Genomic DNA, 22,209 nt, shown 5'->3' with positions numbered 1-22,209 from the left:
AAATGTATGAGAAACGCAACGAAGATGCCGCGGCCGAGGCGCTGAACCATCCGCTCAAATTGCTGACCACCGCGCAGTTTGCAGCGCTGGGTGGCGATGCCGTGGCCTATGTCCGCCCGGTGAGTGGGGCAATCCTTGCCACCATGATCCACGATGCCGAATTCGAGGCCGAGAGCGATTATCAGTTGGTGATGTCCGCCGACGGGACGCCCCTGCTGGTAACGGATACCGAAGACGGCGTGCTGGACTGGCTGGGCGACAAGAATCTCGGGTTGGCGACGCTGCACTAGCGCGCCGGTACCACCCAATAGCAAAAGACCCCGGACATCGCTGTCCGGGGTCTTTTTGTTTCATCAGCAGAATCAGGCCGCGTAGTTGGCTTCGAAGGGAGCCGTGAGGATGGCGCGGAGTTCGACAGGGTCGTCGGTCTGGCGCAGGTGGTCCACCACTGCCTCGGTGCGCAGCAGGCGCGCCACGCGGGAGAGGGCCTTGAGATGATCCGCACCAGCGCCCGCGGGCGCCAGCAGCATAACCACCAGATCGACCGGCTGGTCATCCACCGCATCGAATTCGATCGGCTTGTCGAGCCGGGCAAACAAAGCCACGACCTCCTTGAGACCGGCGATCTTGCCATGGGGAATGGCAATGCCATTGCCCAGTCCCGTCGAGCCAAGCTCTTCACGGCTGGTAATCGACGAAAGGATGTCAGCAGCACTCTGTCCGCTGATTTCTGACGCACGAGCGGCTAGCGCTTCAAACAACTGGCGTTTTGTGTTCACGCCAGCGCAACAAAGCACCGCGCGTTCAGCCAGGATATCGGCCAATTCCATAAAATCTGCCTTGGATCAACTTTGCTTACTGTGGCGTCGGGAAGAGATCAATTGGTCCCGAGGGCTGGATCGATCCAGCCAATATTGCCGTCGGAGCGGCGGTAAACCACATTCAGCCCGCCATGTCCAGCATGGCGGAACATCACAACCTGTCCACCAGTCAGATCTAGCTCCATAACGGCCTCCTCGACGGAGAGCTGACGCAGGTTCTTGGTGGTCTCGGCGATCACTGGAGGTGCGTAGTCCTCGGCCAAGTCCTCGACGTCGTCCGAGGTTCCGAAAACCGTGTATTGCGCGGTGAGGCTGTCCTCGGCGCCATTGATGCCGCGCGGGCGCTGCTTAAGGCGGCGATTGTATCGACGCAGGCGCTTTTCGATGTTGAGCGCCATCAATTCATAGGCGCTGGTGGCGTCGCCGCCCTGGGCATTGGCCTGTAGCGTGGCGCCGGAGTCGAGGTGGACTACGCAATCGGCGCGAAAGCCGATGCCGTCGGGGGTGAGAGTGAGATGTCCGTCATAGCCGCCATCAAAATACTTGCCGACAACCGCAGCGAAATGATCTTCCGCCTTGCCACGCAAGGCGTCGCCTACGTCCATGTTCTTTCCCGAAACGCGTAAAGTCATGGCTTCCTCTTCCTTTTGTCGTTGGAGAAGCCTTCCCGCTATGGGCAGGCTCCAGTGCTTCCGGTCACGTTTCCAAACCGCAAAAATGGCAAGCACTTTTGCTGGAAACGCGCCAGTCGACGCGAGGTCTCGAAAAGCCGGTTCCCGGGTTTTCGGGATCACGTCTGTCACACACTCGATCTGGGTATGTGACAGGCGCAATGCTAGACCCGCCTGCGCCAGTGACGCAATGCGCAAGTGCCCTTCGGGGTTCGTTTATCGCTTGGACTTCGCCTCACAATGGCCTTAGCCTTCGCGAGCGGTTAAGGCAGATCGGGTGATTTGTTGGGGGTGGGCAACGCCTCAATCCCGCGGTCGGTCACCATGCGGCATGGATTCGCGTTTAACCATCACCCCACCCTCATTCCCTCCCCATTCAGGGGAGGGAAGCGCCAGCGCTGAAGCCCGTGTTCATCGTCTCCCTCCCACCTGTGGGGAGGGATCAAGGGTGGGGGTCGTTTGGCCCCAATAGAGGTTCAATTCACCGCGCTGATTTTCCCTCGGGCTTGACCCGAGGGGCGTTCTCAATTCGGCGCAAGCGGTGAGTGGCCCTTGGATCGAGCCCGAGGGAGAAGGAAGGGGGGCGGAGCGTTCGTGCCATTCGGGCATAGCCCTCATGACCTTCTCAGCTACGTTCGCCGCACTGGGGCGAATTTGCCTTCGGCCGCTTCGAAGTTCTTCTTCTGTCGCCTTCTGATCACCGACGACGGGATGTTCATGCCTTCGCGGTATTTGGCGACGGTGCGGCGGGCGACGTCGATGCCTTGTTCTTTTTTGAGCATTTCGGCGATGGTGTCGTCGGAGAGGACATCGATCATAATTTCGGCATCGATCAGCTGGCGGATGCGATGGCGCACGGCTTCGGCGGAATGGTCGCTGCCGCCGTCGCTGGACGAGATGGCGGTGGTGAAGAAATATTTCATCTCGTAGAGGCCTCGCGGCGTCGCCATGTATTTGTTGGAGGTAACGCGGCTCACTGTCGATTCATGCATGTTGATGGTTTCGGCGACCATCTTGAGCGTCATCGGCCTGAGATGGGCGATGCCGTGGGTGAGAAAACCATCCTGCTGGCGGGTGATTTCGGCGGCAACCTTGAGGATGGTCTGGGCCCGCTGGTCCAGACTCTTGGTCAGCCAGTTTGCGGTGGCGAGGCAATCGCTGAGGAAGCTCTTTTCGCCGGGGCCGCGGGCCTTCTTGGTCACTGTGGCGTAATAGACCCGGTTGACCAGCACGCGCGGCAGGGTCTCGGAATTGAGCTCGATCTGCCAGGCACCATCATTGCCCCGGCGCACGAATACATCCGGCACCACCGATTCGACCGGGCCGGAATCAAAGGCCAGGCCCGGCTTGGGGTCGAGCTGGCGGATCTCGGCCAGCATGTCCTTGAGGTCTTCGCGGTCGCAGCCGACGGCGCGCATCAGGCCGGCCATATCGTGCTCGGCCAGCATGCCGATATTGTTCAGCAAATCCATCATCATCGGGTCGAGACGGTCACGATCGCGCAGTTGAATGGCGAGGCATTCGGGCACCGAACGGGCAAATACGCCGACCGGGTCGCAGCCCTGCAGCGCCTCCAGCACGGCGACGATATCGGCGAGTTCGGCGCCAAGCTGTTCGGCCAGCGCATCAAGGTCGGTGGTGAGATAGCCGGCTTCGTTCAGCCCATCGATCAGGTGGCGCGCGATCAGCCGGTCGGCCGCCGTACGCAGGATCATGTTGGACTGGTTTTCGAGATGCTCGCTGAGCAAGGGTTTTGAGGCAACGAACTGGTCGATGTCGGGCGCTTCGCCGCCTTCGCTACTGCCGTTACGGTCGAGCCGACTCTGCGGGTTGAGCTGGTCCTGCGCGGTCTGGTCAGGGAAGACGTTTTCGACGGCGGTATCATAGCCATCGGCGATGGAATCGGCGTCCTGGATGCGGTCGCCGCGATCGACGGTGTCTTCGTAGGCGTTGATTTCCTGGCTACGTTCGGGAATTTCGGCGGGCTCGGCATCGCCGGGTTCGGAGCCGTCTTCGCGCTCCAACAGCGGATTGCGCAACAGTTCGGCATCGACGAAATCATTGAGCTCAAGATGGCTCAACTGCAGCAGCCTAATCGACTGCATCAGTTGCGGCGTCAGTGTCAGGCTCTGGGCCTGACGGAATTCAAGACGCGGCGAAAGTGCCATTAAGTCCAGACCCTTAGTGCAAAACCATTGCCGCTTCCGGCGACTTCCCGGGCGGACCATGACTGATTTTTTGGCAGCGGGCAAGAGTGAGGGCAAGTTCTGTGCCAAGTGATTAACTCAGCGAAGAGTAGTCAGGAAGGAAGAATACCCCCACCTAGCCTCCCCCTGAAAAGGGGGAGGGACAGATCGCGTGTTTGGTACGGTCTGTGCCGGACACCGGACGCGACACCTCCCCCATCAGGGGGAGGTTGGGTGGGGGTACTGGGATGGTTCGGCTTTAAAGCTCGAATCCCTCGCCAAGATACACCCGGCGCGCGTCCGGGTCGGCGCTGATGGTTTCGGGTTTGCCCTGGATCATCACCTTGCCGCCGTGGATGACGTAGGCGCGATCGACCAGGCCCAGGGTTTCGCGCACGGCGTGGTCGGTGATCAGCACGCCGATGCCGCGGCGAGTGAGCTGGTGGACAAGGCCCTTGACCTCGATAACGGCGATGGGGTCGACGCCGGCGAACGGCTCGTCGAGCAGCATGAACACCGGATCGGCAGCGAGGGCGCGGGCGATCTCAACGCGGCGGCGTTCACCACCGGACAGGGCCAGCGCATTGGATTTGGCGAGGTGACGGATTGAGAATTCTTCCAGCAGGGCTTCGAGCCGAGCGTGGCGCTCGTCGCGATTTTTTACGTGGTTTTCGAGCACCGCCATGATGTTGCCGGCGACCGTGAGGCCGCGGAAAATCGAGGGCTCCTGCGGCAAATAGCCGATGCCGAGCCGGCCGCGCTGGAACAGCGGCAGCCGGGTGATGTCGCGGCCATCGAGGCTGATCAAGCCGCTGTCGGGCTTGAGCAGACCCATGATCATGGTGAAAACCGTGGTCTTGCCGGCGCCATTGGGGCCAAGCAGGCCCACCGCTTCGCCACGCCGCACGGCGATGGACACGTCACGCACGACGATGCGCTTGCCAAAACTCTTGGCGAGTCCATGGGCAACCAGCCAGCCGGTCTGGTCGACGCGCGGCTTGTCGGTTTGAGCGGTCATTGCGAGGTGAATACCCCGGTGACGCGGCCACCGCCGGTGCTGGTAAAGGTCGATACGTTGGTCTCGAGATTGACCACCAATTCATTGGCCGCAACGGTACCGCCACTGTTGACCACATTCACATTGCCGGTGAGGCGTAACATCTGGTCGCCGGGGGTGAAAACGGCCTTATCGCCGGTCGCGTCCTGCTCGGGGGTAACCAGGCGCACCGAGCCGGTAGCGACAAAGCTCTCGATATCGGTAGTGCCGCCTTCGCCATAAATGGCGACGACCTTTTCGGCCCAGACCTTTACCGATGGATGGACGACCACGACACTGCCGGTGAACACGGCTTCGCGGGTGGTCTCGTCGACGGTGAACAGATCCGCGGTGATTTTTACCGGTTGCTGGGCGGCAACGGGCAGCGCGAGCAGGGCCAGGGCAGCAATCAGCAACAAGCGCTTGATCATGGGACGGTCATCTCGGTTGTCTTTGCGGCTTCAGGATCGGCAGCTTCAGGATCGGCGCCTGGCGTATCGGGCAAGGTGACCGTGGAGCGGGTGAATGTCCAGATCATCGTGATCGCATTGTAGGTCAGGCCTTCGGCAACCAGATGGGTGCCATCGGCATAATCGATGGTGACCGGACCCTGGCCGACCAGCGACTGCGTTTTATAATCGAAGATGGAATCGGCGACGACGCCCTTGGTTCCCTCGGAGGTCGAGACATGGGCGATATCCTTGATCACCACCAGTTCACGGGTGGTATCCAGCAGGGCCGCCTCGGCCTCGACCGTGGTGGCAACGCCAGTGGGGCGGGTCATCACCAGCCGCGAATGAGTCAGCGCTATCTGGTCGGTCGCACCGGTTGCCGCCTGCGCCGATGTAGCCGAAACGCGATATGCGGTGCCATCATCGAGCAGGCCGGCATATTGGGGAGCATCGACGCTGACGCTCTCGCGGGTCACGGTGATCTTGCCGACGCCGAAGCGGCTGCCGAGGCTGGACAGATAAATCTGGCCGACCAGCAGCGCCAGCGCCACCGCACCCATGGCCGGCACGCCAAGGCGCAAAACGGCAACAACGCGATTGCGGGCCTGCAGACCCTGGTAGATTTTAAGGCGTTGAGCCGCGTCGGCGTGCAGATTCATTCATCCTCCGCCTTCAGCTGTGGGCGAAGATATCGGTTTCTTCCCAACCTAGCAGATCAAGCTCGCAGCGCGTTTTGAGGAAATCGAAACAGGCCTGTGCCAGTTCCATGCGGCCTTCGCGCTTCAGCATGCGATCGAGATGGCGCTTGAGATCGTGCAGGTAGAGCACATCGGAAGCGGCATAGTCGAGCTGCGCATCACTGAGCTTTTCGGCACCCCAGTCGGAGCTCTGCTGCTGCTTGGACAGGTCGACATTGAGCAATTCGCGCGCCAGATCCTTGAGGCCGTGGCGGTCGGTATAGGTGCGCACCAGCTTGCTGGCGATCTTGGTGCAATAGATCGGGCCGGTGACGACCCCAAAGCGGTTCTTGAGGGCCGCCACGTCGAAACGGGCATAATGGAAAATCTTGGTGACGGCCGGATCGCCGAGCAGCTTGACCAGGTTGGGGGCCTCGTTGACGCCCTGGGGAAGCTGGATCACGTCGGCACTGCCGTCGCCGGGCGACAGCTGGATAACGCAGAGGCGATCGCGATGCGGATCAAGCCCCATGGTCTCGGTATCGATCGCCACATCGCGGCCATAACGGGAAAGGTCCGGCAGGTCGCCGCGGTGGAGTCGGATGGCCATGGGATGCTCTCGAGAAATCAGTCGTATTCGTGATGACACAGCATCGGGGCAATGGAAAGGCAAGGGACGTGTTGCCGATGCTGCCTCAATAATCGATGTCATCCCGGCCTTTGAGCCAGGATCCATCCTGAGGTGGTTTATGCGCCACCTTGGGGCTGCCGCGCGGATCTGGGATGGGCCTCGGCTCAAGGCCGAAGTAACACCCTGGGTGGGTACGATCGTGAAAACGCAATAACAAGCCGAAAAAGCAAAACCCCGGCCGCGACTTGCGTCGAGACCGGGGTTTTGAAAATTGGTGCCCAGAAGAGGACTCGAACCTCCACACCTTGCGGTACACGGACCTGAACCGTGCGCGTCTACCAATTCCGCCATCTGGGCTAGCGGGGGTGTAACTAGGGGTGGCGCAGGCCCATGTCAATGCGCTTGTTGCGAGTTTGTCATTTTGCCAACATGGGCTTACCAGTTGGCGCCATCCCAGTGCTTGATCATGCTGCGATCGACCGCGATGGCGGGCTCGAGGCAGTTGACGTTGATCATAACCATGGCATTGCCCTTGCCGTCGCCACCGCGGGCAAAGCTCTCGATGCCGCAGGTCTTGCAGAACAGATGTTCGATATTTTCGGTGTTGAAGCGATAGCTGGTGAGGTTATCGGCGCCGCTGAGCAAAGTGAACTGACCGGCGGGGGCCGATTGCAGCACCCAGCCGACGCGGCGGCAGCGCGAACAATTGCAGTCGCCCATGCCATCGAGCGCCGTGCTGACATCATATTGTACGGCGCCGCAGTGACACTGGCCATGGTAGGTGTGGGCTTCGGACATGGCAAAACTCCTTCAATGCTCTCGAACAAATCAAGAACAAACTGCTGTCGGAGTCAAGCCGATTCCTGGCTGCGGGCCTCGACAGCGGCGGGCTGCCTGGGGTAGAAGCGGGGCTAAATACAGCCTTTTGCCGGAGCATCATGATGGACCGTATCGAACCCAAACTCGTCACCATTTTTGGCGGCGCGGGCTTTGTCGGCACCCAGATCGTGCAAGCGCTGGCCAAGAGTGGCCACCGCATCCGGGTCGCCGTGCGCCGGCCGGGCCTTGCCGGGCACGTCAAGATGTTCGGTAGCGTCGGGCAAATCCAGCCGATTCAGGCCAATATCCGCAATGCCGCTTCGGTGCAGCACGCGGTGCGCGGCGCCGATATCGTGATCAACCTCGTCGGTGTCGGGCAGTCGCGCGGCGTGCAGAGCTTTGTCGCGGTGCATACCGATGGCGCGCGCCACATCGCCGAGGCTGCCAAGGCTGCCGGCGTGACGACGCTGGTGCATATGTCGGCGCTGGGCGTCGATATGGCAGCCGGGGTCAGCGACTATGCTGCCAGCAAGCTGGATGGCGAAGTCGCCGTGCTCAAGGCGTTTCCCACCGCGATCATCTTGCGACCCTCGATCCTGTTCGGTCCGGGCGACGGCTTCTTCAACCTGATGGGCATGCTGGCGCGAATGCTGCCGGTGCTGCCACTGATCGGCGGGGACACGCGCTTCCAGCCGGCCTATGTGGGCGATGTTGCCGAGGCTTTTGCCATGGCGGCAGAAGGCCAGGTCAAGGCTGGCAAGATTTATGAGCTGGGTGGACCGCAGATCGAGACGTATCGCGACCTGATGGCCCGCATCCAGCGCGAAGCGGGCCGCAAGCGGCCGATGCTGCCGATACCGTCCGGCATTGCCAAGTTGCTGGCGCTGCCAATGTCCTTCCTGCCCTTCCCGCCGCTGTTGACCGCCGACCAGGTCGAACTGCTGGGCGTGGACAATGTCGTCTCCGATGCGGCGATCAGGGAAAAGCGCACCTTCGCCGCCTTCGGCATCACGCCGACCGAGATGGATGCGATCCTGCCGAGCTACATGTATCGCTTCCGCAAGCGCGGCCAGTATGACCGCGACAACGCACCGGCGCCGATACTGTAGTACCAATCCAAGCTGAATTGACGATCCCGTCCGGGCAACCGGGCGGGATTTTTTTTGTAGGGCAGCCCCTCCGAAAACTATCTCAAGATATATCTTGAAATCGCCGGGAGCCGCGCCGATCTCTTGTTCCAGTGAATCGAAGATATATCGGAGACCTATCATGGCTAATAATTGGAGAGACGGCGAACCCAACTGGCGCCGCATGGAAGAAATGGCGCGCCGCGGCTGGGGCCGGCTGCAGGCCGGCATGGAAAGCGGCGAGGGCTGGGGTAATATGGGCGGCAATTTCCGCATCGGACGGATGCTGGCCTCGGGCGACCTGCGGCTGGTGGCGCTGTTCCTGATCGAGCAGCAGCCGCGTCATGGCTATGACCTGATCAAGGCGATCGAGGAAAAGTCGGGCGGCTTTTACACGCCGAGCCCCGGCATTGTCTATCCGGCGCTGACCTTCCTTGAAGAGGCCGGCTATGTGACGTCGCAGGCCGACGCCAACAAGAAGCTCTATACGATCACCGACGAGGGGCGCGCCCACCTCAGCAACAATCGCGAGGCGATCGAATCGACGCTGGCTTTCCTGGCCAAGGCCGGCGAGCAGATGAACCGGTTTCGCGAATTCGCCAAGGCCGACTGGCCGTTTGGCCGTGACGAGGGTCATGGGCCAGAGGCCGGCAATCGCCCGCCGCATCGTGGCCATGGGCCGGGCTGGGGTCCGCGCCCGGATGCCGACCGCGACATGAAGGATGTGGTGCCGGAGCTGAACGATGCGCGGCGGGCGCTTAAGGAATCGATCAAGAAGGCCAAGCATGGGACGGAAGATCAGCAGCGGCATGCGGCTGAGATTTTGAAGCGCGCGGCGGCCGAGATCGAGGGACTTGGCGATGACGAGGTCGATATCTAGTTAGCAGTCGACACCCTCCCCCTTGAGGGGAGGGATCAAGGGAGAAGCGTTTTGGCCGCGATATCGTGGCTCTCGCACCCCCGCCTAGTCTCCCCCGTCTAGGGGAGGTACAGTGCGGCGTGTTCGGCTAGATCGGGGGCAAACACGATCGGCTCCTTCCCCTTTTCAGGGGGAGGTTGGGTGGGGAATTGTTGCTTTTACTATCCTGCGCCCGGCTTCCGCGCTCCTGACTGACATGTTAGCTTCGCTGCCATGCAGCAAACCACCACCCTCCCCCAATCCACTGTCCAACCCGCGCTTGATCGACAGGCGGCGGGTGAACGCGTTGCGGCGCGGCTCAAGGGCAAGGTGCGCGGCCGGACGCATACCGATCCGCTGATGACTTATGCCTGGAGTGGCGACGCCAGTTCGTATCGGCTGATCCCGGCCGTGGTGGTGTTTGTCAATTCCGAGGACGAGGTGCGGGCGGTGATGGCGGCGGCGCGGGCCGAGGGGCTGCCGATCACGTTCAGGGCGGCAGGGACGTCGCTGTCGGGACAGGCGGTGACTGACGGAGTGCTGGCGGTCCTCGGCGATGGCTGGCGCAAGCTGGAAATCCATCCGGGTGCCGGGCAGATCACGCTGGGGCCGGCGGTGATTGTGGCGCAGGCCAATGCGGCGCTGAAAAAATTCGACAGGAAAATCGGACCCGATCCGGCGAGCCAGGCGACCTGCAAGATCGGTGGCGTGGTCAACAACAACTCGAGTGGCATGTGCTGCGGCGTGGCGCAGAACACCTATTATACCATGGCGCGACTTCGGATCGTGCTGACAGACGGCACCATGCTGGACAGTGGCGAGGCGGCGAGCCGTGAGGCGTTTCGGGTGAGCCATGCAGCGATGCTTGAGGGCCTGCAGCAGTTGCATCACGCGGTGATGGAAGATCCCGATCTCGTGACGCTGATCCGCAAAAAATACCGGATCAAGAATACGGTCGGCTATTCGCTGAATGCCCTGGTGGATTATCACGACCCGCTGGATATTTTGATCCACCTGATGGTGGGTTCGGAAGGCACGCTCGGGTTCGTCTCGGAAGTGACTTACAACACGGTGCCGGAGCATCCGTTCAAGTCGACGGCGCTGGTGCCGTTTCCTGATCCGCAGGCGGCCGGGCGGGCGATCATCGAGATGGCGAACGGGGGCGTGCAGGTGACAACGGGTGTCACCGCGGCCGAGTATATCGAGCGGCGGGCGCTTGCGACGGTGGAGCATCTGGCGCCGATGGCGCCGCTGCTGCCTTGGCTGACGGATAATTCACCGGCGGTGCTGATCGACGTAACGGCTCCTGACTTAGCTACGCTGCATTCCGAGGTGGCAAAGGCTGAGGCTTTGCTGGCGCGGCATGGCGCGACGCATGTGGATTTTTCGACCGACGAGGCGCGCAGCCATGCGCTTTGGGACATTCGGAAGGGGTTTTTTGCCTCGGGTGGCGCTGCGCGACCCAAGGGCACCTCAATGCTAACCGAGGACGTGGCGGCGCCGATCGAGCGGCTGGCGGAATTCGTGGCCGATATGCGGGCGCTGCTCGACGGCCATGGCTATCAGGATGCGATCATCTTCGGGCACGCGCTGGCGGGAAACCTGCATTTCCAGATGAGCGATGATTTTTCCAAGCCCGGTTCGGCGGAGAAATTCGATAGTTTTTCCAAGGCGCTGAGCGATCTGGTGTCGGTGCAATATGGCGGCTCGCTGAAGGCCGAGCATGGCACCGGGCGGGCGATTGCGCCCTTCGTCGAGGCGGAATGGGGCGCCAAGGCCTATGGGCTGATGTGGCGGATCAAGCAGTTGTTCGATCCGGAGGGACTGCTCAATCCGGGCGTGCTGCTGAATGCCGACGACAAGGTGCATATCAAGAATTTGAAGGTGATGCCGCCGGCCGACGAGCTGGTCGACCTGTGCATCGAATGCGGCTTTTGCGAGCCGGCCTGTCCGAGCCACCAGATGACGCTGTCGCCGCGCCAGCGCATTGCCGTGACGCGCGAACGGGAGCGGCTGCGGGCATCGGGCGAGGATCCGGTGCGGCTCAAGCGGCTGGACGAAGATTTCCAATATCCGGGGCTTGATACCTGCGCGGTGTGCAATCTCTGTTCCATTCGGTGCCCGGTGGGTATCGAGACCGGAACGATGATTATCGGCCAGCGTGAGCGACGTCGTGGCAGCATGGCGCGTGGCGTGGCGGGGTTTGTGGCGGACCATCGCGGGGCGGTGGAGACGATAGTGCGGGGCGGCGTCGGGCTTGCCGATCTTTCCCGCGCTATCGTTCCCGCGGCGGCGGTGGAGGTGATAACCGAGACGGCGCGGCGGCTGACGGGGCAACGGGTGCCGCGCGTGTCGCGGGCGCTGGTGCAGGGGCCAGGGGCGCCGCAGGTGGTGCCGTCGCGGCAGGACCCGCGCAAGACCGGATTTCCGGTGCCGATCACGCAAAGCGGGCGGCAGTCGGTAGTATATTTCCCGAGCTGCGCGACGCGGATGTTCGGGGCGCCGGAGAGTCAGCATGACCTGTTGGCGACGCCCGACGCGATGCTGGCTCTATTGCAGCGGGCGGAGTTCGACGTGGTGGTGCCGGAGAACCTGAACGGGCAATGCTGCGGGCAGCCGTTCCAGTCCAAGGGGTTTCCCCAACAGGCTGCAGAGGTTGGCGGGGCGCTGAAAAAGCAGCTTTCAGCATTGTCGAATGCCGGACGGCTGAGTGTCGTGACAGATGCCTCGACCTGCGCCAAGCATCTGCGGGAATTTCCCGGCGATGCGCCAGTGCTGGATTCAAGCCAGTTCCTGCTGAGCCAGGTGCTGCCGAGATTGACGATCACGCAGAAGCTGCCGGTGGTGGCGGTGCATCACAACTGTTCGGCGCAGCGGCTTGCCGAGCAGCCGATGACCGAGGCAATCGCGCGGGCCTGTGCCGATGAGATCGCGGTGCTGGCATCGGTGACCTGCTGCGGCTATGCCGGCGACAAGGGGCTGTTTCTTCCCGAACTCAACGCGCATGCGACGCGGTTCGTGAAGCAGGACATTCCGGCCGGATGCACGCTCGGGGTGTCGACGGTGAGCACTTGTGCATCGGGGCTGAGCGAACACGCAGGGGTGCCGTTCGTGGGATTGGCGAGCCTGCTGGAGTGGGCGAGCCGGCCGCTGGAGTAATCAGTAAGGCCCCCTCACCCGCCCTTCGGGCGACCTCTCCCCCAAAAGGAGAGGTGAAGAAAGCAACACCCATGAGCGTCACCCTCGGGCCTGACCCGAGGGGACTATACTTTGAAACGCGACCGCTATGTGCAGAGCCCTCGGGTCAAGCCCGAGGGTGACGATCCGGGGTGGGGTGACGCCCGGGCGGAAACGCGGTAGTGCACCCTTCAGCAAGCTCCGGATCGTCATGACCATTACCACTACCATTTCCAGCCTCGGCCATAAGGGCGAGGGTGTTGCAGAGATTGACGGCAAGAAGGTCTTCATTCCGCTCGCGCTGCCGGGCGAGAAGGTCGAGATCGAGGCCGATGGCGAGCGCGGTACGCTGCTGGGCGTGATCAGCCCGGCCGAAAACCGCATCGAGCCGTTTTGTCCGCATTTTGGTGCCTGTGGTGGCTGCCAGCTGCAGCATATGGATCGGCCGAGCTATGAGGCGTTCAAGATCGCGCTGATCGAGACGCCGCTGCATTTTGCCGGAATCGACGTGAAGGTCAGTCGCTTTATCGATGCTGCGGGCGATGGCCGACGCAGGGCGACGCTGCATGCGCGCAAGGAGGGCGCCGGCTATATGCGGCTGCGCAGCCACCAGGTGCATGACATCGACGTCTGCCCGATCCTCGTGCCGGGGCTGGCGCGGGCGCCGGAAATTGCCCGTGCGGTGATGCAGGCGGTCGGGGAAAGCGATGTCAGCTTTACCGCGACGCTGACCGGGCTGGATGTATCCATTCGCACTGAGAAGAAACAGGCGCGGCATGATCGCGTGTCGCCGCTGGTCGGACGGTTCAAGCTGGCGCGGCTGTCGATGAATGGCGAGATGGTGCTGCAGGCGCAGGCGCCCACCATGGAAATGGCCAAGGCGCGGGTGGAAATTCCGATCGCCAGCTTTTTGCAGGCCACGGCTGCGGCGGAAAACGCGCTGGCCGACTATGTGGTCAATGCCGTGGGCAAGGCCAAGACGGTCGCCGACTTGTTCTGCGGCGTCGGTCCGTTTGCGCTGCGGCTGGCCGAGACGCGGCCGGTCTCGGCATTTGACAACGACAAGGCGGCTATTGCGGCACTCGACAAGGCGTGGCGGTTTACCAAGGGCATTCGCGAAGTGACGGCCAAGGCACGCGACCTGTTCCGCGATCCGATGACCCAGTTCGAACTGCCGTTCGAGGCCGTGGTGATGGATCCACCAAGGGCAGGCGCCGAGGCGCAGGTGCGCGAACTGGCCAAGTCGAAAATCAAAACGGTGGTGATGGTGGCCTGCGATGCGCGCAATTTTGCCCGTGACGCCGCACTCCTGATCGCCGGGGGCTACACGATGAGCGACCTCGTGGCGGTGGACCAGTTTACCCAATCAACCCACATCGAGATTGCCGCCACATTCAGGCGGTAGTCAGAGTTTACTCGGACTACGCAACCGGCAGCGACCTAAGCGCGTTGCCATGTCCGTAAATCAAACAAATAGCGACTGCGTGGGGCGGACGTTGTTGCTTGGAGAAAACCATGCATATCTTGAAGACCACATTCGCCGTCGCCGCCCTCTGCGCCACCACTGCAATGCCAGCTTTTGCCCAGGACGCAGCGGCTTTTGACACCAATGGCACGTTTGTCGACAGCTTCGGCACCTCGTTCACCTTTTCGCTGTGTGGCGAAGGGACAGATCTGTGCGGCACGCTGAATACGCTTGAAGGCAAATCGGCCACCGAAGAAAACCTGGCCTTTGTCGGCAAGCAGGTAATGCAGGCCAAGGCAACTGGCCCGAATGAATGGAAGGGCGCGCTCTCCGCCGGCGGCATCAGCGCCGATGCGACCGTGACCCAGACCAGCGCCGACACCATCGACATCCAGGGCTGCCGCGCGGCAATCCTGTGCCAGACTCTGACCTATACCCGCAGCTAAGACTTGAGCTCTTAATCGCGTTTCCGGGACGCAAAAACCGCGTCGCACTTTTGCTGGAAACGCTTTGGAACTACCTCGGCGCGCGCTTGGCGAGAATTCGCTGCAGCGTGCGCCGATGCATACTGAGTCGCCGCGCCGTTTCGGATACATTGCGGTCGCACAGCTCATAGACGCGCTGGATATGCTCCCAGCGCACCCGGTCGGCCGACATCGGATTTTCCGGCGGCTCCGGCTTTTCACCACCGGTGGCGAGCAGGGCATTGATCACATCATCGGCATCGGCAGGCTTGCTGAGGTAATCCACGGCGCCCAGCTTAACGGCGGTAACAGCGGTGGCGATGTTGCCATAACCGGTCAACACCACGGCGCGCGCATCGGGCCGCTTGGTGTGCAGGGCCGACACCACTTCCAGACCATTGCCATCTTCGAGGCGCAGATCGACCACGGCATAGGCCGGCGGCTTTTCCGCAACGGCTGCAAGGCCTTCGGCGACCGAGCTTGCGATGCGCACATCAAAGCCACGGCGCACCATGGCGCGCTCGAGACGCTGTAAAAACGCTGTGTCGTCATCCACAAGCAGCAAGCTTGGGTCGGTGGCTAGAAGGTCTTCGATCGTGCTCATGGGTGTCATTTAGGGCTTTGCGGGGGAAAGGTCAAAACTTTGGGTGGATTTGGAAGTAGCGGTTTCTTGCCGGGTACCCCCACCTTGCCTCCCCCTGATAGTGGGAGGAATACGGCCGATGTGTTTGGTACGATCTTGCCCGCTTCGCAGTTCAGATTCCTCCCCCTTTTCAGGGGGAGGCTAGGTGGGGGTATTCTTCCTGCCCCGCAACTTTACAGTCCCCTCGCCCACTTCCACCGCATCGCGCGGCCAGACAATGCGGACCCTGGCATGGCCCTCGGGGCCGATGTTCTCGAAGGCGAGGCGGGCGCCGGTGCGTTCCAGCAGGGTTTTGGCGATAAAGACGCCAAGGCCGAGGCCGCCAGGCTTGTTGGCATCGGGACCATGGGGATCGCGCGGACGGCTGGTGAGGTAAGGCTCGCCCAGGCGCGCGATCAGTTCGGGAGCAAAGCCGGGGCCGTCATCGGTGATGGTTACCGAGATCGCTTCGAGATCCCAGGCCGATTCGACGCGGACCGTGCTGCGCGCGAAATCGCTGGCATTTTCGATCAGGTTGCCGAGGCCATAGAGCAGGCCGACGCCGCGCTGGAACACGGGTGGCGGACCGGCGGATTTCTCGGAATAAAACAGGATCGCCTTGCCGTGCCCTTCGTGCGGGCGGGCCACTTCGGCCAGCAGGTCGGTCAACGGCACAGCCGCGAAGGGGTCACCGCCATCGCTGCCGAGATTGCGCAGCTTGGCGAGGATGGCGCGGCAGCGCGCCGATTGCGCGATGATCAGCTCGACGTCCTCGGCAAGGTCGCTGCCGGGCTGGACTTCGGCGCGCATTTCCTTGGCGGCAAGAGCGATGGTCGACAGCGGCGTGCCCAGTTCATGGGCGGCGGCTGCGGCCAAACCATCGAGCGCCGACAGACGCTCCCGGCGCGACAGGGCCAGTTCGGTGGCCGCAAGCGCATCGGCAATCTGGCGGGCATCGTGGGCGACGCGCATGGTATAGGCCGAGATGAAAACCACGCCACAGATGATGGAAACCCAAATGCCGATGACGTAGATGCGGTTAAAGACGATGCGCTCGACCGGGTCCCAGGGCAGCGGCAGGTGCCAAACCGATAGCGCCGAGGCGATGACGGCGGCGAGCAGCGCGATGAAGATTGTGGCGCGCTGCGGCAGCGTCGTCGCCGAGACCGATACGGGCGCCAGCAGCAGCAGCGAGAAGGGGTTTTGCAGCCCCCCGGTCAGCGCCAGCAGGCCACCGAGCTGGCACAGGTCGAAGGCAACTTGGCTGGCGGCCGAGCGCGACGTGGGACGATGCGAATTGCCGAGCCTGAGCACCAGCCAGAGATTGACCCCGGCGGAGAGGGCAATCAGCGCGAAACATTGCAGCAGCGGCAGCGGAAAACCGAGGCCAAACGCCACGAACAGCACGCCGATAGTCTGCCCGCCAACCGCCAGCCAGCGCAGCAGGACCAGGGTTTGCAGGCGCAAGGGCCGCCACGTCGAGGGCAAAGGCAGGCCATCGGCTTGAGTCATGCTCATTTCAGAATGCTTTCAGGGGCAAATTCGGTCTCGCCATAGTGAGGGGAAAACTGCATTTCAAGACCAAAAAATCACAGGCACAGCATTGATCCTACCCCGGCACGGGCCACGTATTGCTCATCGTGACTGGGAGAACGAAACCGAAATGAACACAGCAATCATCAAACCTCAATGGTCTCCTTTGACCATCGCCCTCATGGTCCTGGGCTTTATCACCTTCCCGCCGCTGGGCTTTATCGTGCTCGGCTATATCCTGTGGGGTGAAAAGTTTGGCGGCTCGCAGGAAAAGGCACAGGCCTATTGGAACAAGGGCCGGTCCTGGGTCAGCTCCAACAAGGGCAACCATCGCAACTGGAACAAGCAGCGGAGCTACGGCATGAACACGAGCGGCAATGCAGCCTTTGACGACTATCGCGCCGAACAGCTCAAGCGCCTCGACGAAGAACGCGCCCGGCTCGACGCCGAAATCGACGCCTTCCACGACTATATGGCCAATCTCAACAAGGCCAAGGATCGCGAAGAATTCGATCGCTTCATGAACGAGCGCCGCGGTTCGCGCCAAGGCTATGACCAGCCCAAGCCAACCGACAATGGCGAGCAGAACAACAACTGGGGCAACAACGGCTAAGGCCGGTTGCCTTCCAGGCGAGTAGCGATAGCGCCGCTCGCCACTTCCCCTCCTGAGCCGGTCGTCCCAACGACTGAACTGACGCCCCGCGAGGGGCGTCTTTTTTTTTGTGGAGGTGTTCAGTCACACCCTCCCCTTGCGGGGAGGGATCAAGGGGAAGTTCGGCCCAAATATCGGGGCCAGCCGCACTCCCTCCCAACCTCCCCCTCGACGGGGGAGGTTGGGAGGGGGGAGTCGGCGGGGCAATTTCACGCTATGATCTGTGCAGCGATTCCCGAGACGCCATGAACCTGTTTTTTCGCGCCAAAACTAAAATTCCCCCGAGTACCCTCGTCGAGATCGATGGCGTGGCCGTTACCGTCACGGTGCGGGTCAATGCGCGGGCCAAGAGCTATCGGCTGTCGATCCCCCATAGCGGCGGACCGCTGCTGACGCTGCCGCCGCATGGCAAATGGGCGGAGGCCGAGGCGTTCTTGCTGCGTCACCACAATTGGCTGGCGGCGCGGATCAAGCGAGCGCCCGAAGCGGCAAGCTTTGCCGATGGTGGTGTTGTGCCGTTGCGCGGAGTGGATCATCGGATCATTGCCACCGGGCGGGTGCGCGGGCGGGTTGAGGTGGCCGAACTGGATGGAGAGAAGGTGCTGCTGGTGCCGGGCGATGCGGCGCATCGGGCGCGGCGGCTGGTCGACTGGTTCAAGGACGAGGCGCAGGCCGATCTGGTCGTGCGCAGCGCGTTTCATGCCGAGCGGCTGGGCGTGGTGGTCAAGACCGTGAAGATGCGCAGCCAGGCGAGCCGCTGGGGCTCCTGTTCATCAACCGGCACGATCAATTATAACTGGCGGCTGGTGCTGGCGCCGCCGTTTGTGCTGGATTATGTGGCCGCCCATGAAGTGGCGCATCTGGTGGAGATGAACCACTCGGCGGCGTTCTGGGCGACGGTGCAGCGGACTTTGCCCGAAATGGAAAAAGGCCGCGCTTGGCTCAAGGCACATGGCCGGCAGTTGATGGCGCATGGGGGATAGGTGCCGGGCGAACAGCGATCCAGCCCATCATCGGCAGCAGCAGAACAACAGCTGTCCACAAGCCGGGCATGATCGAGCCGGTCAAGAGGCTTAGCTCGATATGGCTGGCAGCATTAAGCAGCATGATACCCGCAAAAAGACGCAGGACGAAACGGGTCCAGCATAACGGGCGAAGCGTTCCAATCACGGCCAGCGCAACCACGATTACGCTCAAAAGGATGACCATCGCTCCGAAGCGTTGTTGGGGCATGGCGGTAGCGATCCAGCCGACCTGAGGGTGGGCCGCGGCCCAGTCCGGCAGGCCGAAGAGCACCTCCTCGGCGTTGTGAATGAAAAAGGCGGCCGATGCGGCCGCCCAACTCCATTCAACAGGCTGCCGCATCGCAGCCCCTTAGTTCTGGTCGCCGCCGAAGATCAGGTCCATCAGGGTGCGCTGGCTGCGCTCGTTCTGGATTGGGACCGGCTGGCCGAGGTCGGCGGGAGGCTGGATCTGCTGCGGCTGCTGTTGCTGAGCCGGGGCGCTGGGCACCCAGACCTGCTGGCCAGTAGCTGGATCGACGACGAGGATCATCGGCAGGCCGGTGCTGGGGTCGATCGGCGCCTGGCCAGCGCCGGTGTTCTGGTCCTGCAACGGAAAGCCGGTAACCGGATCGATCGCTTGCGGCTGGATCACCTGATTGCCACCGACGACCTGGCCAACGACCTGACCGGTGGTCGGATCGATCTGGTTGCCATTGGCATCGACCAGCATGCCGCCGCCATTGGCAATGGGCATGCCGGTACTGGGATCGATCTGCTGGTCGCCGGCCGGCATGCCGGTGGTCGGATCGACCATCTGGCCGGTCTGGATCGGCTGGTTGGCCGACACGGCGGTGGCCGGAACATACTGGCCGGTGGCCGGATCAAGCTGCATCAACTGACCCGTTGCCAGGTCTGTCATGGTCTGGACCGGTGCGCCGGTGTTGGGATCGACATATTGGGTCACGGGCTGGCCGGTGGCCGGATCGACCACCTGCTGGGCGACGATCTGGCCGTCATAATTGCCACCCGGAATGGGGGCGATGGTCTTGCCCTCATGCGCCTTGGTCATGAACTGCGACCAGATCGCTGCAGGGACATTGCCGCCCGACAGGGTGGTCTTGGTGTCGTTGTCGTTGCCGAGCCAGACGCCTGTGACCATGGCCGAGGTGTAGCCGACAAAGAGCGCGTCGCGGGCGTTCTGCGAGGTACCGGTCTTTCCGCCAAATTCCCAACCACCGAGATTGGCGCCCTTGCCAGTGCCGACTTCGACGGCGGTTTCCAGCATGTCGTTCATTTCGGCCAGGATATTGGGCGCGATGACGCGACCGGGACCGGCATCGGAAGACTGATAGAGCTGCGTCCCATCCTTGGCCTGGATCGAGGTGACGACGTTTGGAATGACGCCCATGCCGCCATTGGCGAAGGGGGCATAGGCCGAGGTCAGCTCGAGGAGATTCACTTCCTGGGTGCCAAGGGCGATCGAGGGCACGGCGGTAAGCGGGGAGGAAATGCCCATGCGGGTCGCGACGTCGATCACCGCCTGCGGGGTGACGTCGATGGCGAGGCGCGCCGCGATGGTATTGAGCGAATAGGCCAGCCCCTGGCGCAGCGTCACGGTGCCGGCATATTTGCCCGAGGCATTGCGCGGGCTCCAGCCCTGATATTCGAACTGGGCGTCTTCGGCCAGAGTGTCGGGCGTGTAGCCCTTTTCCATGGCGGCGAGATAAACGAAGGGCTTGAAGGTCGAGCCGGGCTGGCGCTTTGCTGTGACGGCGCGGTTATACTGGCTGGCCTGGTAATCGACGCCACCAACCATGGCGCGCACGGTGCCATCGACATCCATTGCAACCAGCGCGCCCTGCTTGAAGCCGCGCTTGGGGCCTTCGGAGGCCACCAGTTCCTTGACGATGAACTCGGCGTCCTTCTGCATCTTGAAATCGATGGTGGTCTGCACGACCACGTCGGATTTGATATCGCCGATATAGGCGGTCATCAGCGACTCGACCCAGTCGGCGACGTAGGATTCAGAGCCGGCGACGCGGGTTCGCACGGTCTGGCTCGGGTCGATCTGGGCAGCCGCGGCTTCTTCCGGGGTGATGAAGCCGTCGCGTGCCATGGCGTTGAGCGACAGGCGCTGGCGCTCGATGGCGCGTTCCGGGTTGGACTTGGGATTATAGGCCGACGGCGCGGGCAGGATGCCGGCCAGCATGGCGGCCTGGCCGAGCGACAAATTACGCGCCGAGACGCCGAAATAAGTCTGCGCAGCGGCCTCGATACCCGTCGCACCGGCGCCAAAATAGACGCGGTTCATATAAAGTTCGAGGATTTCTTCCTTGGTGTAATTCTGCTCCAGCCAGACGGCCAGAATAGCTTCCTGCACCTTGCGGCCGAGGGTCTGGTCGGGCGTCAGGAACAGGTTCTTGGCGACCTGCTGGGTGATGGTGGACGCACCACGGGTGACGCCGCGCGCCTGCACCGATTCGATGGCGACCGAGATCAGGCCGAGCGGATCGACGCCAAAATGGCTCATGAAGCGACGGTCTTCCGAGGCGATGATGGCCGCGGGCACATAATAGGGCAGTTCGCGATAGGTGATGGCCTCGCCGCCGGTGGCGCCGCGATTGGAAATCAGGCTGCCATCGGCCGCGAGAATGCGGATATTGGGCGGGCGATCGGGAATGGCCCAGGTGTTGGCCGACGGCAATTGCGCGCCGTAGTAGACCACCACGCCGATGACCGCTATGCCGCCCCAGATGCAGGCAACAAAGCCCCACCAGAGCAGGCCCATGAGGAAACCGCCCGAACGCGAGCGCTTCTTCTTGGCAGGCTGAGCTTTGCCGCGACGCGGGGGTTTCGGTGGCTTGCCGCCGTTGCCCGAGCCGCCCGAACGCTCGCCGGCGACGGAAAAGCCCATGGACTTGCCCATGCTGGGCTCGACCCGGTCTCCGGCCTTGGCGCGTGGCTGTGCCTTGGGCTTGGGGCCCTTCGATGGCTGATTGCCTACGCGATCATCGGCGGAAATGCGAAAATCCATCAAGCAGACCTTAGAAAACTGGTGCCTTTTGCCCGCTTCTACGCTGTTCCGCTGCGTCGGGAAACAACAGGTTAGCGAGTGGTTAAGGCTGATCCTGATCGTCTCGCGGGCGCGGCATCCCTGCCGAGGCGCTTTCCGCGCGATCACACTCTTCTTCTCAGGGTCAATTGTGGCCGGTTTATGTGGGGTTTTCCGAGCAGGACCGCGGTGTTGCGGGGGTGTCACAGCGAGACGATTGCCTTGCTGCCGGCACAAAAGCTGAGTTATCTGCGCAGATGATCCGCTGTATTGTTGCTATCTGTATATTCCTGCTGGCCATTCCGACCCCTGCCAATGCGGCCAGTGCGCTTGACGCGGCACTCGATGCAGCGGTCGAGACGTTCGAAAAAGCCCTGCCCGAGCTCGGCGAAACCGAGTTCGGCGTGGACGTCGCCGCCTATCGCAATGCGCTGGGCCTGCAGCCGTTTCACTCGGCCTACTGGGGTGGCACGATCACGCTCGATATCGAGAGGCGCGAGGGGGCTACCGGCTCTTGCAGCAGCTTTGCGGCCTTCGTGGTGATACCGCCCGAGAATGGCACGGTGCGGCTCGTGCTGTGCCTACAGTTCTTCACGCCGGGGGCCGATGCGCTGCGCGAACTGACCATGCTGCATGAAATGGTGCATGTGGTGGCTGGAGCGGATGAATGCCGAGCGATGGCGTTCGCCGCCACGGCGCAAATGGCGGCGACGGGTGCGTTTACGTCGGTGGATGCCTATTGGCGGTCGAGTGGGTGTGAGGCGTCGAGGTATAGCTTGCCGAGCTGAGGTTGAGAGTCTCCGGCGCCTCCCGGCGGCTTTCAAAGCGGAACGCAGCGCTTCAAACAACCACCGGCTTTTCCCTCGGGCTTGACCCGAGGGTCACTATCACCACGGCACAAGCGACGAGTGGCCCTCGGGGT

21 protein-coding genes and 1 tRNA gene are annotated in these 22,209 nt (G+C 62.4%); 9 read left to right on the top strand and 13 right to left on the bottom strand.

Annotated features, from left to right (window positions below; translation table 11 throughout):
• Nucleotides 1-2 precede the first annotated feature (2 nt).
• Nucleotides 3-290, top strand: coding sequence for a DUF1150 family protein (locus WH91_RS02845; protein ID WP_046169507.1), 288 nt, complete (start codon nt 3-5; stop codon nt 288-290).
• Between the two features lie 72 nt (nt 291-362).
• Here the strand turns inward: WH91_RS02845 and WH91_RS02840 are convergent, their stop codons facing one another.
• The 9 genes from WH91_RS02840 to WH91_RS02800 form a co-directional block, all read right to left on the bottom strand.
• Entirely contained in the window at nt 363-830 is a 468-nt protein-coding gene (locus WH91_RS02840; RefSeq protein ID WP_046169506.1) for a PTS sugar transporter subunit IIA, read from the bottom strand.
• A gap of 47 nt (nt 831-877) precedes the next feature.
• On the bottom strand, nt 878-1,453 hold the full coding sequence (locus WH91_RS02835) for a ribosome hibernation promotion factor (RefSeq protein ID WP_046169505.1): 576 nt from the start codon (nt 1,451-1,453) through the stop codon (nt 878-880).
• Nucleotides 1,454-2,121: 668 nt separating this feature from the next.
• Entirely contained in the window at nt 2,122-3,660 is a 1,539-nt protein-coding gene (gene rpoN, locus WH91_RS02830) for an RNA polymerase factor sigma-54 (RefSeq protein ID WP_046169504.1), read from the bottom strand.
• Nucleotides 3,661-3,937: 277 nt separating this feature from the next.
• Nucleotides 3,938-4,696, bottom strand: coding sequence for an LPS export ABC transporter ATP-binding protein (gene lptB / locus WH91_RS02825; RefSeq protein ID WP_052952547.1), 759 nt, complete (start codon nt 4,694-4,696; stop codon nt 3,938-3,940).
• Nucleotides 4,693-5,145 (bottom strand): LptA/OstA family protein, encoded by a 453-nt coding sequence (locus WH91_RS02820; protein WP_046169502.1) that lies wholly within the window; start codon nt 5,143-5,145, stop codon nt 4,693-4,695. The genes lptB and WH91_RS02820 overlap by 4 nt, the downstream gene beginning before the upstream one ends.
• The gene (locus WH91_RS02815) at nt 5,142-5,825 is read right to left on the bottom strand and encodes a hypothetical protein (protein ID WP_046169501.1); all 684 of its coding nucleotides are present in this window, start codon (nt 5,823-5,825) and stop codon (nt 5,142-5,144) included. The genes WH91_RS02820 and WH91_RS02815 overlap by 4 nt, the downstream gene beginning before the upstream one ends.
• A 13-nt stretch (nt 5,826-5,838) precedes the next feature.
• Nucleotides 5,839-6,453, bottom strand: coding sequence for a ribonuclease D (locus tag WH91_RS02810; RefSeq protein ID WP_046169500.1), 615 nt, complete (start codon nt 6,451-6,453; stop codon nt 5,839-5,841).
• Nucleotides 6,454-6,746: 293 nt separating this feature from the next.
• A tRNA-Leu gene (locus WH91_RS02805) sits at nt 6,747-6,831 on the bottom strand.
• Nucleotides 6,832-6,909: 78 nt separating this feature from the next.
• Nucleotides 6,910-7,272, bottom strand: a complete 363-nt coding sequence (locus WH91_RS02800; RefSeq protein ID WP_046169499.1) for a GFA family protein — start codon at nt 7,270-7,272, stop codon at nt 6,910-6,912.
• A 143-nt stretch (nt 7,273-7,415) separates the two neighbouring features.
• On the opposite strand from WH91_RS02800, the gene WH91_RS02795 reads away from it, so the two are divergent.
• The 5 genes from WH91_RS02795 (at nt 7,416) to WH91_RS02775 (ending at nt 14,406) form a co-directional block, all read left to right on the top strand.
• Entirely contained in the window at nt 7,416-8,402 is a 987-nt protein-coding gene (locus WH91_RS02795) for a complex I NDUFA9 subunit family protein (RefSeq protein WP_342028120.1), read from the top strand.
• Between the two features lie 160 nt (nt 8,403-8,562).
• Entirely contained in the window at nt 8,563-9,300 is a 738-nt protein-coding gene (locus WH91_RS02790; RefSeq protein ID WP_082101961.1) for a PadR family transcriptional regulator, read from the top strand.
• A gap of 252 nt (nt 9,301-9,552) precedes the next feature.
• Nucleotides 9,553-12,477: an FAD-binding and (Fe-S)-binding domain-containing protein gene (locus WH91_RS02785; protein ID WP_052952546.1), complete on the top strand. Its 2,925-nt coding sequence runs from the start codon at nt 9,553-9,555 to the stop codon at nt 12,475-12,477.
• 229 nt (nt 12,478-12,706) lie between these two features.
• Nucleotides 12,707-13,900: a class I SAM-dependent RNA methyltransferase gene (locus WH91_RS02780; RefSeq protein ID WP_046169496.1), complete on the top strand. Its 1,194-nt coding sequence runs from the start codon at nt 12,707-12,709 to the stop codon at nt 13,898-13,900.
• Between the two features lie 110 nt (nt 13,901-14,010).
• Nucleotides 14,011-14,406 carry a hypothetical protein gene (locus tag WH91_RS02775; protein ID WP_046169495.1) on the top strand — a complete coding sequence of 132 codons (396 nt, stop codon included), beginning with the start codon at nt 14,011-14,013 and terminating at the stop codon, nt 14,404-14,406.
• Nucleotides 14,407-14,476: 70 nt separating this feature from the next.
• On the opposite strand, the gene WH91_RS02770 is transcribed toward WH91_RS02775, so the two are convergent.
• Both WH91_RS02770 and WH91_RS02765 read right to left on the bottom strand, forming a co-directional pair.
• Nucleotides 14,477-15,028 carry an ActR/PrrA/RegA family redox response regulator transcription factor gene (locus tag WH91_RS02770; RefSeq protein WP_171910581.1) on the bottom strand — a complete coding sequence of 184 codons (552 nt, stop codon included), beginning with the start codon at nt 15,026-15,028 and terminating at the stop codon, nt 14,477-14,479.
• Between the two features lie 180 nt (nt 15,029-15,208).
• A complete protein-coding gene (locus tag WH91_RS02765) occupies nt 15,209-16,564 on the bottom strand; it encodes an ActS/PrrB/RegB family redox-sensitive histidine kinase (RefSeq protein ID WP_082101960.1) in 1,356 nt (451 codons plus the stop codon).
• A gap of 145 nt (nt 16,565-16,709) precedes the next feature.
• Between WH91_RS02765 and WH91_RS02760 the strand changes: the two genes are divergently transcribed.
• Nucleotides 16,710-17,192, top strand: a complete 483-nt coding sequence (locus WH91_RS02760; protein ID WP_046169493.1) for a DUF2852 domain-containing protein — start codon at nt 16,710-16,712, stop codon at nt 17,190-17,192.
• Between the two features lie 284 nt (nt 17,193-17,476).
• Nucleotides 17,477-18,214, top strand: coding sequence for a M48 family metallopeptidase (locus WH91_RS02755; RefSeq protein ID WP_046169492.1), 738 nt, complete (start codon nt 17,477-17,479; stop codon nt 18,212-18,214).
• Here WH91_RS02755 and WH91_RS02750 read toward each other — a convergent pair.
• The gene (locus tag WH91_RS02750) at nt 18,174-18,596 is read right to left on the bottom strand and encodes an HXXEE domain-containing protein (RefSeq protein WP_046169491.1); all 423 of its coding nucleotides are present in this window, start codon (nt 18,594-18,596) and stop codon (nt 18,174-18,176) included. The genes WH91_RS02755 and WH91_RS02750 overlap by 41 nt on opposite strands.
• Nucleotides 18,597-18,605: 9 nt before the next feature.
• The gene (locus WH91_RS02745) at nt 18,606-21,269 is read right to left on the bottom strand and encodes a transglycosylase domain-containing protein (protein ID WP_052952545.1); all 2,664 of its coding nucleotides are present in this window, start codon (nt 21,267-21,269) and stop codon (nt 18,606-18,608) included.
• A gap of 275 nt (nt 21,270-21,544) precedes the next feature.
• On the opposite strand from WH91_RS02745, the gene WH91_RS02740 reads away from it, so the two are divergent.
• The gene (locus tag WH91_RS02740) at nt 21,545-22,075 is read left to right on the top strand and encodes a hypothetical protein (protein ID WP_046169490.1); all 531 of its coding nucleotides are present in this window, start codon (nt 21,545-21,547) and stop codon (nt 22,073-22,075) included.
• Nucleotides 22,076-22,209 lie beyond the last annotated feature (134 nt).

It is taken from the genome of Devosia psychrophila, from assembly GCF_000971275.1.
In the GTDB taxonomy this organism is placed as follows: domain Bacteria; phylum Pseudomonadota; class Alphaproteobacteria; order Rhizobiales; family Devosiaceae; genus Devosia; species Devosia psychrophila.
The sequence above is the reverse complement of the archived record's forward strand: the minus strand, read 5'-3'. Positions and strand labels throughout refer to the sequence as shown.